Below are 13,611 nucleotides of genomic sequence, written 5' to 3' on the forward strand. Positions count from 1 at the left end.
CAGCGCTGGCAACAGTGTATCCCCGCGCCATGACCGAGGCCATTTACACCCTTCCCGACGCGCTCAAGATCGCGCCCAACGACGATGTTGCCGTGGCCTTGCAGCCACTTGCCGCCGGGCAGCAGGTGATGATCGAGGGCAACGCGATCACGCTGCGCCAGGCGATCCCGGCCGGGCACAAGTTTGCCTTGGCCGCGCTGTCCCCAGGCGCTGCGGTGCATCGCTATGGCGCGCGGATCGGCCTGGCCACCGCGCCGATCGCGCCGGGTGATCACGTCCACAGCCACAACCTGCAGACCGCGCTGGGCGGCGAACTGGCCTATGCCTTTGCCGCGCCGGCCAAGCCGCCGCGCGCGCAGGATGATCAGGCGCCGCAGTTCATGGGCTATGCCCGCGCCGATGACCGCGTGGGCACGCGCAACGAGGTGTGGATCCTGCCCACGGTGGGCTGCGTCGGGCGGCTGGGCGAGCGGCTGGCGCAACGTGGCCAGGCCATGGCCGCCGCCATGCCGGGCGCGGCGATCGATGGCGTGCATGCGTTCAACCATCCGTTCGGCTGTTCACAGCTTGGCGCCGATCTCGATGGCACGGCCGCGATCCTGGCCGCGCTGGCCTGCAATCCCAATGCCGGGGGCGTGCTGCTGCTGGGCCTGGGCTGCGAATCCAACCAACTCGATGCGCTGCTGGCGCGCATTCCTGCCAGTCGGCGCGACCGTCTGCGCGTGCTGCGCGCGCAATCGGAAAGCGATGAGTTCGCCGCCGGGGAAGCCCATCTGGCCGATCTGCTCGGCCTGATGGCGCAGGACCGGCGCAGCCCCGTGCCGCTTTCCGCCCTGCGCCTTGGCGTCAAATGTGGGGGTTCGGATGCGATGAGCGGGCTGACCGCCAACCCGCTGATCGGGCGAATGACCGACGCGGTGACGCAAGCCGGCGGCACTGCCATCCTTACCGAAATTCCCGAGATGTTCGGCGCGGAAACCCTGCTGCTTGGCCGTGTCACCAGCCCTGATGTGTTCGATCGGCTCTCTACCCTGGTCAACCGCTTCAAGCGCTATTTCCTCGACCATGGGGAGCCGGTTTCGGAAAACCCCAGCCCCGGCAACATCGCCGGCGGCATCACCACGCTGGAGGAAAAGTCGCTGGGCGCGGTGCAAAAGGGCGGCCAGGCCTTGGTGGCCGACGTGATCGACTATGGCGGGCAGGTCAGCCAGGGCGGCCTCACCGTGCTGGAAGCGCCGGGCAACGACGCTGTTTCGACCACCGCGCTGGCGGCGGCCGGTGCCACGCTCACGCTGTTTTCCACCGGGCGCGGCACCCCGCTGGGCAGCCCGGTGCCCACGGTCAAGATCGCCTCGAACAGCGCGCTGGCGCGGCACAAACCGGGCTGGATCGATTTCGATGCCGGCCAGGCGCTCGATATCGGCATGGACACCGCAGCCCAGGCGCTGCTGACGCGCATCATCGCCATTGCCAGTGGCACCCCGGCGCGCAACGAAGCCAACGACGAACGCGCCATCGGCATCTGGAAGCGCGGCGTGACGCTTTAAAAGATCGGCCGAGTCAGCTTGAGCAGCGCGGCTGCATCGCGCACGTGGCGTTCCCAGGTGCTGCCGGCATAGGGTGCGCAGGCAAAGCTGACGGTCAGGCGATCATCGCGCATACCATCGACCCAGCGCAGCGCAACGTTGCCGCCCGCATCGCCCGTGGACGTGCAGCCCTCGGTCCCGGAAATCGCCTTGACGCCCAGCGGGCGATCGCCGGCCAGCGCAGCGATGAACGCGTCGGCATTCTGCCCCCGCGTCTTGGTCGGGGTGCGGCGATAGACCCATTTCTGGTGCACGATGTCCCAGCTGCCACGCTCGATCAGCACTTCGCCAGTGGGCGACACCGACAGCCTGACCGTCTCGCAATCCTTGCAGGCGGTGGGCGGTGACACCGTGACGATCAGCGTGGAAATGGCGACCGGCGGGGGTGGTGGCGGCGGAGGTGGTGGCGGGGGCGGCGGCTCTGGCGCGTGGTTGACGACGATCGGCGGCGCCTCCGGCTCGGGCGCCGGGGGCGGAGGAGGAGGAGGCGGTGGTGGCGGAGCGACCGGCATGACCTTTGCCGGTGCCGGTGCAGGCGCAGGCGGCTCTTCGGTGTGGGGGATCACGTCGGCGATCGGGCCAGCGTCGGGCGCGGGCGCCGCCTCGCTCTGCGCTGGCGGAGTTGGGGCCGGCTGCGGCGTGGGTGTAACGGCGGGCGGCACCGGTGCAGGCTCGGCAACCGGTGCAGTCGCCGCGGGCGCAACCGGTTCGGCCGGCGCCGGGCGGCTGGGCGCAGCAGGCTTCTCCACCGGCCGGCCCAGGCGGGCGGCGGCGGCGTGGGGGTGAAGCAGCGCGGGGCCGCAACCCTCCAGCGTGAGCAGCGCGCCACAGGCCACACCAGCCAAGACGAGACGCCTCATCGAAACCTGCATCATCACCATCCCGACCAAGAACCACGCGTCAGGCGGAAAGCCCCTGTTCCCGCGCGCATGCTCTTATCCTGCCGGATCGGCGCAGAATATCCCCCTGATGCAATTTTTCAATGTGTGGCGAAGGCTTGCGCCGCCCGGGTTGGGCCAGTGCCGGCTCAGGCCGCCAGCCCGGCATAGCGATCGAGCTTGGCCAACGGCTCTTCCGGCCAGCGCGAGAGCAGGACCAGCCGCTTGTGCCCGTGGCCGATCGCCAGTTCGTCAGTCACGCCCATGCCGCCGTGGAACTGGATCATGTCGTGCCCCAGGCTCAGCGACACATCGCTGATAAAGGCGCGGGCGCCGGCCACGGCCTGGGCGAAATCACGCTCTGCCCCGCCCACCAGCGCGAGGTTGAGCAGCGCGCGCGATTGCTCCAGCGCGCAATAGTGCGCCACCATGCGGTGCTGGATCGCCTGGAAGCGGCCCAGCGGCGTGTTGAACTGGCTGCGCGTGCGCAGGTATTCCAGCGTCTCGTCAAAGATCCGCTGCATCACCCCCACCGCCTCTGCCGCGCGGGCGAGATCGGCCAGCGGTATGATCTGGTCGAGCAGATCCAGCCCGCCAGCCAGGCGATGCGACGCTGGCACCTCCACGTTATCGAGCGTCAGGTGCACCGCCACGCTGCCGTCGATCAAGCGCCAGGGCGTGATCGTCAGGCCCGGCGCATCAGCGGGCACGAGGTAGAACGCGATGCTATCGGCACCAGTGCCGCCATCGCTGGCGCGCGCGCTCACCAGAAACGCGTCGGCGCCCTGCCCGGCCGGCACGCAGTGCTTGGTGCCAGACAGGCGCACATTGTCTTCGCCGGCCTGGCTACGGGTTTCCACCCAGGCGCGGTTGCCGCGCTGCCCCGGCTCGGCATGGGCCAAGGCCACGCGCTGCGCCCCGCTGGCCAATCCCTCGCGCCAGGCATCGGCCAGGCTGTCGGCCGCACCGGCCAGCAACAGCCGCGCGCCCACCAACACGCTTTCGGCCAGCGGCTCTACCACCAGGCCGCGCCCCAAAGCGGCAAACAGCGCCACGATCGCGCCCGGCTCAAGCTCCATGCCGCCATCGGCCTGCGCCAGGGGCGCTGCCATCAGCCCGCACTCGGCCAGCAAATCCCAGTTTTCCTTAGAAAAACCCTGCGCCTCGGCCAGGTAGGCGCGGCGCCGTTCGATATCATAGCGATCGGCCACGAACCGGTCGGCCAGGCCCGCGAGCATGGTTTCTTCTTCGCTCAGCTCAAAATTCATGGGTGTTGCTCCCTCCCGGTTCGATCTAGCACTACCGACAGGCCAACCACGCTGCGAAAAAGGTTAGGATGGCCACCAACGCCCGCTCAAAAGAAGGCACAAGCAGATGGTCCTGGAGATGGATGCCCCTAGCCTGGAATGGGTTGATGCCGTTCGCATAACGGCGCCCGACGAGATTCGCCGCGCCGCCCAGGCGCTTGATGCCATTGCCCGCAATTGCGGCATGCAGGCCGCGCCGGCGCACAACATCGCCGACAAGCGCACGCCGATGGACGTGGACGGCAACGTGCTCGCGCGCGACGTGTTCGGGTGGACCAGCGAAAAGGCCTGGTGGCACAATCCGCGCATTGCGCTCGATTCGCCGATCACCACCGCCTGCCGCTTTGAAGCCGAACCGTTCTGGGTGAATGAAAAGGGCTGCCACACCCGCGCGCCCAACCGCTATCTGGCGGCGATCGACCTGACCAACTTTGAAGCCCGCGCGATGACCCGCGCAGCCATCGTCGTGCCGGTGCACCTGCCGTTCGGCCAGATCGGCGCGGTGTCGTTCAACCCGCTCGACCAGTCGCTGACCGACCTTGGCGCATTGTTTGCGCGCTATGGCGATATCTTTGGCCTGGTCGGGCGCACGTTCATCACCAGCTATGTCAATACGATGGGCTCGGCCCAGGCGCTGCCGCCCGGATCGCGCCTGTCCAAGCGCGAGGTCGAGTGCCTGCGCTGGGCGGCGATCGGCAAGACCGACCTGGAAATCAGCATGATCATCGGGCGCAGCCGCGCCACGGTGCGGTTCCACATCCACAACGCCTCGATCAAGCTGGACGCGGTCAACCGCAGCCAGACCGTGTTCAAGGCAGCCCAGCTTGGCTACATCTCGCTGCAGAAGTGATCCCGCGCAGCATGGCCGCAGCATTGGCGGCACCAGGCGCCTCTTCCACCGGGCAGGGGCGCCTTGCCGTGCGCGTGCAACCGCCAGGCACCAGCCCGTCTTTTGTGCAGGCCTAGCGTTTTGAAGAGTCGCCATGAGGGGGGCGGGCGCGCTTTATCGGGAACAGCGGAATCGCCAATGGTTCCGCGCGTGATATGGAAGAGGAAGACCTTGGCCCAAGCCGCTGCCCTGTTCATGCCCGATGCGCCCTTGCGGCTGATGGCTGGGCGCGCACGGGCAGAGCGGCCAGACGCCGGGCGCATCGTTTTCCCCCATCCCGGCACCAGCGATTTCGATACCGTTGCGCTCGGCACGCAGGGCACGCTGTGGTCTTATACCATCCAGCGTTTCCCCCCCAAGGCGCCGCCCTATGCCGGCCCGGCCGCGTTCAAGCCCTGGGCGCTGGGCTATGTCGATCTGCCCGGCGAAGTGATCGTGCAGGCGCGCCTGGTGGGCATGGCGTTTGATGCCATCCGCATTGGCATGCCGCTGCAACTCACGCGCGTGGCGCTGGATGACAGCGCCGACGATCCGCTGTGGCTGCCCGCCTTCGCCCCGGCAGAGGCCCTCGTTGCGGAGCGCGCAGCATGAGCGCGGGCGTGCATATCGTGGGCATCGGCATCCACCCGTTCGGCCGCACGCCGGGGCTCTCTGGCCTGGAACAGGGCGTGCACGCGGTGCGCGCGGCGCTGGCCGATGCCGGGGTGAACTGGGGCGATATCCAGTTTGCCTATGGCGGATCGGACGCGGCGGGCAATCCTGACAGCATGGTATCGCACCTGGGGTTGACCGGCGTGCAGTTCATCAATGTGCGCAATGGCTGCGCCACGGGCGGTTCGGCGCTGTTTTCCGCGCAGATGGCGATCCGTTCGGGCGAGTTCGAGCTGGGCCTGGCGCTGGGTTTCGACAAGCATCCGCGCGGCGCCTTCGATGCCAAGCCGGCCGAATACAACCTGCCCGAATGGTATGGCGCGGCCGGCTACATGGTCACCACGCAGTTCTTTGCCGCCAAGATCATGCGCTACATGCACCTGCACGGCATTTCGCGCCGCACGCTGGGGCTGGTGGCGCAAAAGGCCTTTGCCAACGGCGTGCACGCCCCGCACGCCTGGCGGCGCGAGCCGGTGGCGCTCGACACCATTCTCGATGCGCCGATGGTCTCTGACCCGTTCACCAAGTTCATGTTCTGCTCGCCAGGCGAAGGCGCAGTGGCGCTGGTTCTGGCGAGCGAGCGCATGGCCCGCCGGCTGGGCGCCACACCGATCCGCCTGGCCGCCGCCACGATGCGCACCCGCCCACCCGGCAGCTTCGAGGTTTTTGCCCCCAGCATCGACAGCGGCGGCGGCACGGCCACCGCCACGCGCCTGGCCTCTGCCGCCGCGTTCGAGGCAGCCGGCATCGGCCCGGCCGATATTGCCGTGGCGCAATTGCAGGATACCGAAGCCGGCGCGGAAATCATGCACATGGCCGAAAACGGCTTTTGCGCCGATGGCGAGCAGGAAGCCTGGCTGGCGCAAGGACGCACGCAGATCGGCGGCGCGCTGCCGGTCAACACCGATGGCGGGTGCCTGGCCTGTGGCGAGCCCATCGGCGCTTCGGGCCTGCGCCAGGTCTATGAAAACGTCGTGCAACTGCGGGGCGCGGGCGGTGGCCGGCAAGTGCCCGGCAATCCGCGCACGGCCTACAGCCACGTCTATGGCGCACCCGGCGTTTCGGCCGTCACCATCCTTCAGAAATAGCCCCTTATGGACCTCGATCTCTCTCCCCAAGACCTGGCCTTCCGCGACGAAGTGCGCGCGTTCCTGGCCGAAAACCTCACTGCCGAAATCCGCGATGGCGCGGCGGCAACGCCATCGGTCTTCGTCGAGCCCGACATCGGCCAGGCGTGGAACGCGGTGCTCCACCGCAAGGGTTGGCTCGCCTATCAATGGCCGCGCGAATATGGCGGCACGGGGTGGAGCCCGGTGCAGCGCTATATCTTTGAAAAGGAATGTGCCGAGGCCGGCGCGCCCAATCTTACCGTGCTGGGATTGAAGCTGGTGGCGCCGGTGATCTATGCCTTCGGCACGCCCGAACAGAAGGCGCATTACCTGCCGCGCATTCTCTCGGGCGAAGACTATTGGTGCCAGGGCTTTTCCGAGCCGGCCAGCGGATCGGACCTGGCCAGCCTGCAATGCCGCGCGGTGCGCGTCAGCGACGAACGCGGCGAGCGCTATGTCGTCAACGGCTCCAAGATCTGGACCACCCACGCCCACTGGGCCAACCGCATGTTCTGCCTGGCGCGCACCGATGCCAGCGCGCACAAGAACGCTGGCATCTCGTTCCTGCTGGTGGACATGGACCAGCCCGGCATCTCGGTGCGCCCGATCCTGACTCTGGCCGGCGATCACGAAGTCAACCAGGTGTTCCTGGAAGACGTGGAAGTGCCGGTAAGCGACCGCGTCGGCGCCGAGGGCGACGGCTGGAAGCTGGCTAAGTTCCTGCTCGAAAACGAACGCGGCGGATCATGCCACGCGCCCAAGCTGGCCTATGACCTGCGCCGGATCGAAGCCGATGCCAGCCAGCAGCCCGATGGCCACGGCGGCACCATGGCCGGCAATGCCGAATGGCGCCGCCGCGTGGCGCGCATCCGCCTGGGGGTGGAATCGCTGGAAATGATCGAATTGAAGATCCTGTCCGAAATCGCCCACGGGCAAAAGCCGGGGCCGCAGACCTCGCTGGTCAAGCTGCTGGCATCGAATCTGCGGCAGGATATCGACCTGCTGGCGATGGACCTGCTGGGCGTGGCGGGGCTGGAACTGGAACGGCAGCGCCCGCTCTATGGCGCGCAGGCGCCGCAGGCGGTGCATGGCCTGCCTAGCCAGGTTGCCGCCGCCCGCTATCTCAACAGCCGCGCCTGGACCATCTTTGGCGGCACCAACGAAGTGCAGGCGGGCATCATCGCCAAGACCGTGCTGCATCTTTAAACCACAGGCAGCCAGAACAGAATCCGTCGGGAGTTAGGGAATGCAACTGAGCCGCGAAGCCCTGCTGAACGCCTATCGCGCGATGAAGACCATCCGCGAGTTCGAGGAAAGGCTGCACGTCGAAATCCAGACCGGCGAGATCGCCGGTTTCACCCACCTCTATTGCGGGCAGGAAGCCGTTGCCGTGGGGGTGTGCGAGCATCTCGGCACGCAAGACCGCATCGTGTCCACCCACCGCGGCCATGGCCATTGCCTGGCCAAGGGCTGTGACGTGGACGGGATGATGAAAGAGATCTGGGGCAGCCGCGAGGGCCTGTGCAAGGGCAAGGGCGGATCGATGCATATTGCCGACATCGACAAGGGCATGCTGGGCGCCAATGGCATCGTCGGCGCCGGCGCGCCGATCGCGGTGGGCGCGGCGCTGGCCAGCCGGGCCGATGGACCCGGACCCGATGGCATGAAAGTGGCGATCGCCTTTTCCGGCGATGGCGCCTGCAACCAGGGCACCACGTTCGAGGCGATGAACCTGGCGGTGGTGACCCAAGCCCCGTGCATTTTCGTGTTCGAAAACAACCACTATTCCGAACACACCGGCGTGTCCTATGCCGTGGGCACCAATCGCGACATTGCCAGCCGCGCCGAAGCGTTTGGCATGAAGGCCTGGCGCGCCGATGGCACCGATTTCTTTGCCGTGCACGAGACCATGCGCGAAGTGCTGGACCACGTGCGCGGCGGCGGCGGCCCGGCGGCGGTGGAGTTCGATACCGAACGCTTCTTCGGCCATTTCGAGGGCGATCCGCAGCGCTATCGCGGCCCTGGCGAGATCGAGCGCATTCGCGCCGAACGTGACTGCCTGACGCGGTTTCGCAACGCGGTGACCGCCGCCGGCCTGCTCGACCATGGCGATATCGACGCGCTCGATGCGCAGGTGCTGGGCACGATCGAGGCCGCCGTGGCCGCCGCGCGCGCCGCGCCGCGCCCCACGGCCGACGATGTCCTGGCCGACGTCTACATCAGCTACTGATCGCGGGAAGAGACGCAACGATGACCAAGATGATGTACCGCGACGCCGTGCTCTCCACGATCATGGAGGAAATGGCACGCGACCCCGATGTGGTCGTGCTGGGCGAAGATGTGGTGGGTGGCATGGGCACGGCCGGCGGGCCCGAGGCGATTGGCGGGATCTGGTCTACCTCCACCGGCCTTTATGATCGCTTTGGCCCCGGCCGGGTGATCGACACGCCGATTTCGGAAAGCGCGATCATGGGCGCCGCGGCCGGCCTGGCTTTGTCGGGCAAGCGGCCGGTGGCCGAACTGATGTTTGCCGATTTCATCGGCGTGAGCCTTGACCAGCTGTGGAACCAGATCGCCAAGTTCCGCTATATGTTCGGTGGCAAGACGCGGTGCCCGGCGGTGATCCGCATGGCCTATGGCGCCGGGTTCAACGCCGCCGCGCAGCACAGCCAGTCGGTCCACCAGATCCTGACCGGGATGCCCGGCCTCAAGGTGGTGATGCCCTCCACTCCGGCCGACGTGAAAGGCCTTTTGCGCACCGCGATCCGCGATGATGATCCGGTGATATTCCTGGAACACAAGGCGCTCTATGCCACCAGCGGCGAAGTGCCCGACGACCCGGATTTCATGATCCCGTTCGGCCACGCGCGCCTCTCCCGCGCCGGTGGCGATGTGACGCTGGTATCGTCCGGCCTGCTGCTCGGCATGTGCGAGGCCGTGGCCGATCGCCTGGCCGCCGAGGGGATCGGCTGCGATGTGATCGACCTGCGCACCACCAGCCCGCTGGACGAGGAAACCATTCTCGACAGCGTGGAAGTGACCGGGCGAGTGGTCGTGGTCGATGAAGCGCCGCCGCGCTGCGGCCTGGCTGCAGACTTGTGCGCGCTGGTGGCGGAAATGGCGTTTTCCAGCCTCAAGGCGCCGCCGCAGCAGGTGACGCCGCCGCACACTCCCATCCCGTTCGCGCGCGAGCTGGAAAGCGCGTACCTGCCCTCGGTCGACAAGATCGAGGCGGCCGTGCGCCGCGTCCTGGCCTGGCGCTGAAGGAGAGAGCGATGCCCGACATCCGCCCTTTCTGCATGCCCAAGTGGGGCATCGAAATGACCGAGGGAACCCTCGCCGAATGGAAGCTGGAGGAAGGCGCGAGCTTTTCCCGCGGCCAGTTGCTGTGCCTGATCGAAACCGCCAAGATCACCAACGAGGTTGAAGCCGAATGGGACGGCGTGCTCGCCCGCGTGCTGGTCCCGGCCGGCGGCGACGCGCAGCCGGTGGGGGCGCTGCTGGCAGTGCTGGCCCAGCCCGGCACCAGCGATGCGGATATCGACGCGTTCATCGCCGGCTTCCGCCCGGCCGATGCCAGCGTCGCGGCGCGCGGCGGCAGTGCGCCGGCACAAGAAGCAACGCCTGCGCCTGCATCGGCTCCGCCCGCGCCAAAGCCCTTGCTCACCAACCGCGCGATCAGCCCGGAGGCGCGCAAGCTGGCCGAGGCGAGCGGCCTGGATATCGAGCCGATCACCGGTTCGGGTCGCGATGGCCGCATCACCCTGCAAGACGTGCAGCAGGCGCTGCGCCCGGCGGCCACGCCTGCCCTGGCGGGCGCGCTGCCCGCGCCGCAGGACGAGCTGGCCGATGGGGCCAAGGTATTCGCCTCTCCCCTCGCCCGGCGCCTGGCCGCGCGGCACGGTATTGCCCTGGCCGGCATCACTGGGACCGGCCCACGCGGGCGTATTTCCAAGGCTGACGTGCTGGCGCTGGTGCCTGCCCCTGCTGCCGCGCCGGCCGGCATGGCGCCGTTCGTTGCGGTGCCCAACCTGCCCACGGTCGTGCCGTTCGACCGGGTGCGCAAGGTGGTGGCGCAGCGGCTGACCCAGGCCAAGCAGGACATTCCACATTTCTACCTGCGCACCAGTGCGCGGCTGGATGAGCTGCTCGCCCTGCGCCAGACGGCCAACCTGGTCTTGGGCATCAAGGCCTCGATCAACGATTACCTGGTGCGCGCCACCGCGCTTACCCTGGCCCAGCACGGCGATGTCAACGTGCAGGTGCACGGGGACAGCGTGCACCGCTTTGCCCATGCCGATATCGCCATTGCCGTGGCCAGCCCCAAGGGCCTGGTCACGCCGATCGTGCGCCAGGCCGATCGCCTGGGCATGCCCGGCATTGCCGCCGCAACCCGCGCCCTGATCGACAAGGCGCAGGCCGGCAAGCTGGGCTATGACGACATGGAAGGCGGCACCTTTTCGATCTCCAACCTGGGCATGTTCGGCGTGGAAGAGTTTGCCGCGATCATCAATCCGCCCCAGGCCGCGATCCTGGCGGTGGGCGCGGCAGTCCGCACCCCATGCGAGTTGCCGGGCGGCGCCGTGGGCTTTGAAACGCGGCTGGCGCTGACGCTGTCGGTCGATCATCGCGCCGTCGATGGCGCGGCGGCCGCCGCGTTCCTCGCCACGCTCAAGGGCCTGCTCGAAGCGCCCGAGCGCCTGTTTGCCTGATAGTTTCACGGAGCATACCATGTCCCAGCGCGGCCCTCTCACCCAGTTTGGCCCGATCTTCCAGATGGCCTACCTGCCCGCCAATTTCGATGCGGCGATCGACTATTGGACCAGGGTGGTCGGCGCCGGTCCGTTCTTCCTGATGGAAGGCATCACGCTGGCCGACATGACCTATCTGGGCGAGCCGAGCGACGCGCGCTTTTCAGCCGCCTGGGGCTATTGGGGCGACATGCAGATCGAACTGATCCGCGCGGAAAACGATGCGCCGTCGATCTATACCGGCCCCTATGCGGTGACTGACCGGCTGCACCATGTGTGCGTGGAAGTAGATGATCTGGAGCCAGTGCGCGCGGCGCTCGCCCAGGCCGGCGCCACCATCCTGATCGAAGGCAAGGTGGGCGAAACCGGCGGGGTGATCTATGCCGATGCCGGCGCCGGGCCGGGTGGCGTGATCGAATATGTCAAGCTGATGGAAGGCGGCGCGGGGCTGTTTGCCATGATGCGCGAGGCCGCGCGCGATTGGGACGGCAGCGATCCGCTGCGCAAGCTGGGCTGACCTGCGGTTGCAAGCGCCGCTGCCCGATCCCATGTAGCAGGGCCCGCTGACAAAACGGAAACACCAACGCCATGCAACCGCAAACCACCCTCGTCCTGACCAGCCAGGCGCACGAAGACGGCAAGATCATCGCCGCGCTCACCGAAATGCCCCTGCCCGAACCGGCCGAGAACGAACTGGTGATCGCGGTGGAAGCCGCGCCGATCAACCCGTCTGACCTGGGCCTGCTGTTCAGCTCTGCCCGCGTCGACCAGGCGACGTTTGCCCCCGGACGCGTGGAAGCGCCGCTCTCGCCGGCTGGCCTGGCCGCGCTGTCCGGCCGCCTGGGCGAAGTCATGCCGGTGGGCAACGAAGGCGCCGGCACGGTGATCGCTGCCGGCAGCAGCCCGCGCGCGCAGGCCCTGATCGGGCGCCGCGTGGCAACTTTTGCCGGTGGCATGTATGCCCGCCATCGCGTTGTCCCGATCGAGGCGTGCATGGTCCTGCCCGAAGGCACGAGCGCACAGGATGGCGCGGCGGCCTTCGTCAATCCGCTGACCGCGCTGGGCTTTGTCGAAACGCTGCGCGCCGTGGGCGGCAAGGGCATCGTCCACACTGCGGCCGCGTCCAACCTCGGGCAGATGCTGGTGCGCCTGTGCGCGGCCGAAGGCGTGCCGCTGGTCAACGTGGTGCGCAAGCCCGAACAGGCCGACCTGCTGCGCGGCCTGGGCGCGGGATATGTGGTCGATAGTTCCAGCCCCGATTTCGCGGCCGACCTGCGCCAGGCCCTGGAAGCAACCGGTGCCGACACCGTGTTCGACGCTATCGGTGGCGGCCCGCTGCTGGGCACCATCCTCTCCACCATGGAACAGGTCGGCCGCGCGGCCGCCGGCGCCTATTCGCGCTATGGCTCCACCGCCAAGAAGCGCGCGTATGTCTATGGCATGCTCGATACCGGGCCGATCACCCTGCCGCGCGACATCGGCTTTGTCTGGGATGTTTCGGGCTGGCTGCTCGGCCCGACGATGGAAGCCCTGGGGCCAGAGGTGCGCGCCCGCATGACGGCCCGCGTCGGCCAGGACCTGACCACGCTGTTCGCCTCCAGCTACAAGGCGCAGGTGCCGCTCTCGCGCGTGCTCGATGCCGACGTGGTGGCCGACTACAACCGCCGCGCGACGGGCGCCAAGTATCTGATCCTGCCGCAGGAATGAAAAACACGACTGGGCTTTCCGCCAATGGCGGGACGCCCAGTCGGTTCGCTCGGTCCAGCCGGCGTCACCACGCGATCGGCCCGTGGGTGGTGCCACTGCCAGATAGGGAAGCGATCACCAAATCCTACATTACAGCCTCAATTTTGATGATTCGAACCGCCACACGATAATTCCAGCGACTGCGGCGCCATAGCCAACATGATTTGGTTGTATTGGGCGGCGTATTTTTTCATGGCGGCGTCGCATTCATCAATTATCTCATAATGCTGATCATCGCCAAAACTTGGGTTCCATAAATCTCTGATTCGATCAGCGTCAGAGCCATCAAAACTAAAGCTGCATTTGTTTGCACCTGGTACATAATAAGTGAATGCATACCCGTTACTTCTAACTTTGAAGAGACGGAGATCATTACGCGAAATTGCCGACTGAACTTCACGAACAGCATACATTCTCTTAAATTCATCAACGCAGGATCGACTGTCCAAGATTTGCTTTTGCAAAATCAACTTGGACTCTCGATATCCTGGAGACTCAAAATCCTTTACAGCGTTGGGTCCGATTAGCCTCAGCTGCGACCGTACAAACTCGGCATCCTCTTGAGACAATAAATCCAGTGTGTTTCTCGGCGGCCGCGGCGGCGGGTTATGTTGCTTTGTACAACCACACACCAAGCCGAGCAGCAATGCGATGGCAATTTTCTGCATGTGCCACCCCCGCCAACTACCTGCCG

The 13,611-nt window shown here is 66.9% G+C and carries 13 protein-coding genes; 10 read left to right on the plus strand and 3 right to left on the minus strand.

The genetic code is table 11. From position 1 onward, the window contains the following. The first annotated feature begins 29 nt into the window (after positions 1-29). Complete coding sequence (locus SCA01S_RS06290; RefSeq protein WP_062784061.1) at positions 30-1,547, plus strand: UxaA family hydrolase; 1,518 nt, start codon at positions 30-32, stop codon at positions 1,545-1,547. On the opposite strand, the gene SCA01S_RS21690 is transcribed toward SCA01S_RS06290, so the two are convergent. Both SCA01S_RS21690 and SCA01S_RS06300 read right to left on the minus strand, forming a co-directional pair. After that, entirely contained in the window at positions 1,544-2,446 is a 903-nt protein-coding gene (locus SCA01S_RS21690) for a hypothetical protein (protein WP_157088869.1), read from the minus strand. The genes SCA01S_RS06290 and SCA01S_RS21690 overlap by 4 nt on opposite strands. Before the next feature lie 167 nt (positions 2,447-2,613). Continuing rightward, positions 2,614-3,732: an acyl-CoA dehydrogenase family protein gene (locus SCA01S_RS06300; RefSeq protein ID WP_062784065.1), complete on the minus strand. Its 1,119-nt coding sequence runs from the start codon at positions 3,730-3,732 to the stop codon at positions 2,614-2,616. A gap of 118 nt (positions 3,733-3,850) precedes the next feature. Here SCA01S_RS06300 and SCA01S_RS06305 point away from each other — a divergent pair, with 118 nt between their 5' ends. The 9 genes from SCA01S_RS06305 (at position 3,851) to SCA01S_RS06345 (ending at position 12,878) form a co-directional block, all read left to right on the plus strand. Next, positions 3,851-4,621 carry a helix-turn-helix transcriptional regulator gene (locus SCA01S_RS06305; RefSeq protein ID WP_028658247.1) on the plus strand — a complete coding sequence of 257 codons (771 nt, stop codon included), beginning with the start codon at positions 3,851-3,853 and terminating at the stop codon, positions 4,619-4,621. Between the two features lie 210 nt (positions 4,622-4,831). Next, the gene (locus SCA01S_RS06310) at positions 4,832-5,251 is read left to right on the plus strand and encodes a Zn-ribbon domain-containing OB-fold protein (RefSeq protein ID WP_245652469.1); all 420 of its coding nucleotides are present in this window, start codon (positions 4,832-4,834) and stop codon (positions 5,249-5,251) included. After that, positions 5,248-6,399: a thiolase family protein gene (locus SCA01S_RS06315; RefSeq protein WP_062784067.1), complete on the plus strand. Its 1,152-nt coding sequence runs from the start codon at positions 5,248-5,250 to the stop codon at positions 6,397-6,399. Before SCA01S_RS06310 ends, SCA01S_RS06315 begins: the two co-directional genes overlap by 4 nt. A 6-nt stretch (positions 6,400-6,405) precedes the next feature. Beyond that, a complete protein-coding gene (locus SCA01S_RS06320; protein WP_062784069.1) occupies positions 6,406-7,626 on the plus strand; it encodes an acyl-CoA dehydrogenase family protein in 1,221 nt (406 codons plus the stop codon). Between the two features lie 40 nt (positions 7,627-7,666). Continuing rightward, positions 7,667-8,650 carry a thiamine pyrophosphate-dependent dehydrogenase E1 component subunit alpha gene (locus tag SCA01S_RS06325; protein WP_062784071.1) on the plus strand — a complete coding sequence of 328 codons (984 nt, stop codon included), beginning with the start codon at positions 7,667-7,669 and terminating at the stop codon, positions 8,648-8,650. A 20-nt stretch (positions 8,651-8,670) separates the two neighbouring features. Next, positions 8,671-9,684, plus strand: coding sequence for an alpha-ketoacid dehydrogenase subunit beta (locus SCA01S_RS06330; RefSeq protein WP_062784073.1), 1,014 nt, complete (start codon positions 8,671-8,673; stop codon positions 9,682-9,684). Between the two features lie 11 nt (positions 9,685-9,695). Then, positions 9,696-11,132, plus strand: a complete 1,437-nt coding sequence (locus SCA01S_RS06335) for a 2-oxo acid dehydrogenase subunit E2 (protein WP_062784075.1) — start codon at positions 9,696-9,698, stop codon at positions 11,130-11,132. 19 nt (positions 11,133-11,151) lie between these two features. Beyond that, positions 11,152-11,688 carry a VOC family protein gene (locus tag SCA01S_RS06340; protein WP_062784077.1) on the plus strand — a complete coding sequence of 179 codons (537 nt, stop codon included), beginning with the start codon at positions 11,152-11,154 and terminating at the stop codon, positions 11,686-11,688. Between the two features lie 71 nt (positions 11,689-11,759). Continuing rightward, complete coding sequence (locus SCA01S_RS06345) at positions 11,760-12,878, plus strand: zinc-binding dehydrogenase (protein ID WP_062784079.1); 1,119 nt, start codon at positions 11,760-11,762, stop codon at positions 12,876-12,878. Between the two features lie 137 nt (positions 12,879-13,015). On the opposite strand, the gene SCA01S_RS22105 is transcribed toward SCA01S_RS06345, so the two are convergent. Beyond that, positions 13,016-13,585, minus strand: coding sequence for a hypothetical protein (locus tag SCA01S_RS22105; protein WP_148291833.1), 570 nt, complete (start codon positions 13,583-13,585; stop codon positions 13,016-13,018). Between the last annotated feature and the right edge of the window lie 26 nt (positions 13,586-13,611).

Origin of the sequence: Novosphingobium capsulatum NBRC 12533 (assembly GCF_001598375.1) — a bacterium.
Taxonomy (GTDB): domain Bacteria; phylum Pseudomonadota; class Alphaproteobacteria; order Sphingomonadales; family Sphingomonadaceae; genus Novosphingobium; species Novosphingobium capsulatum.

Coding starts and splice junctions, on each gene's coding strand:
- SCA01S_RS06325 (WP_062784071.1), top strand. CDS start 7,667: ATGCAACTGAGCCGCGAAGCCCTGCTGAACGCCTATCGCGCGATGAAG.
- SCA01S_RS06345 (WP_062784079.1), top strand. CDS start 11,760: ATGCAACCGCAAACCACCCTCGTCCTGACCAGCCAGGCGCACGAAGAC.
- SCA01S_RS06315 (WP_062784067.1), top strand. CDS start 5,248: ATGAGCGCGGGCGTGCATATCGTGGGCATCGGCATCCACCCGTTCGGC.
- SCA01S_RS21690 (WP_157088869.1), bottom strand. CDS start 2,446: ATGAGGCGTCTCGTCTTGGCTGGTGTGGCCTGTGGCGCGCTGCTCACG.
- SCA01S_RS06290 (WP_062784061.1), top strand. CDS start 30: ATGACCGAGGCCATTTACACCCTTCCCGACGCGCTCAAGATCGCGCCC.
- SCA01S_RS06335 (WP_062784075.1), top strand. CDS start 9,696: ATGCCCGACATCCGCCCTTTCTGCATGCCCAAGTGGGGCATCGAAATG.
- SCA01S_RS06320 (WP_062784069.1), top strand. CDS start 6,406: ATGGACCTCGATCTCTCTCCCCAAGACCTGGCCTTCCGCGACGAAGTG.
- SCA01S_RS06340 (WP_062784077.1), top strand. CDS start 11,152: ATGTCCCAGCGCGGCCCTCTCACCCAGTTTGGCCCGATCTTCCAGATG.
- SCA01S_RS06305 (WP_028658247.1), top strand. CDS start 3,851: ATGGATGCCCCTAGCCTGGAATGGGTTGATGCCGTTCGCATAACGGCG.
- SCA01S_RS06300 (WP_062784065.1), bottom strand. CDS start 3,732: ATGAATTTTGAGCTGAGCGAAGAAGAAACCATGCTCGCGGGCCTGGCC.
- SCA01S_RS22105 (WP_148291833.1), bottom strand. CDS start 13,585: ATGCAGAAAATTGCCATCGCATTGCTGCTCGGCTTGGTGTGTGGTTGT.
- SCA01S_RS06330 (WP_062784073.1), top strand. CDS start 8,671: ATGACCAAGATGATGTACCGCGACGCCGTGCTCTCCACGATCATGGAG.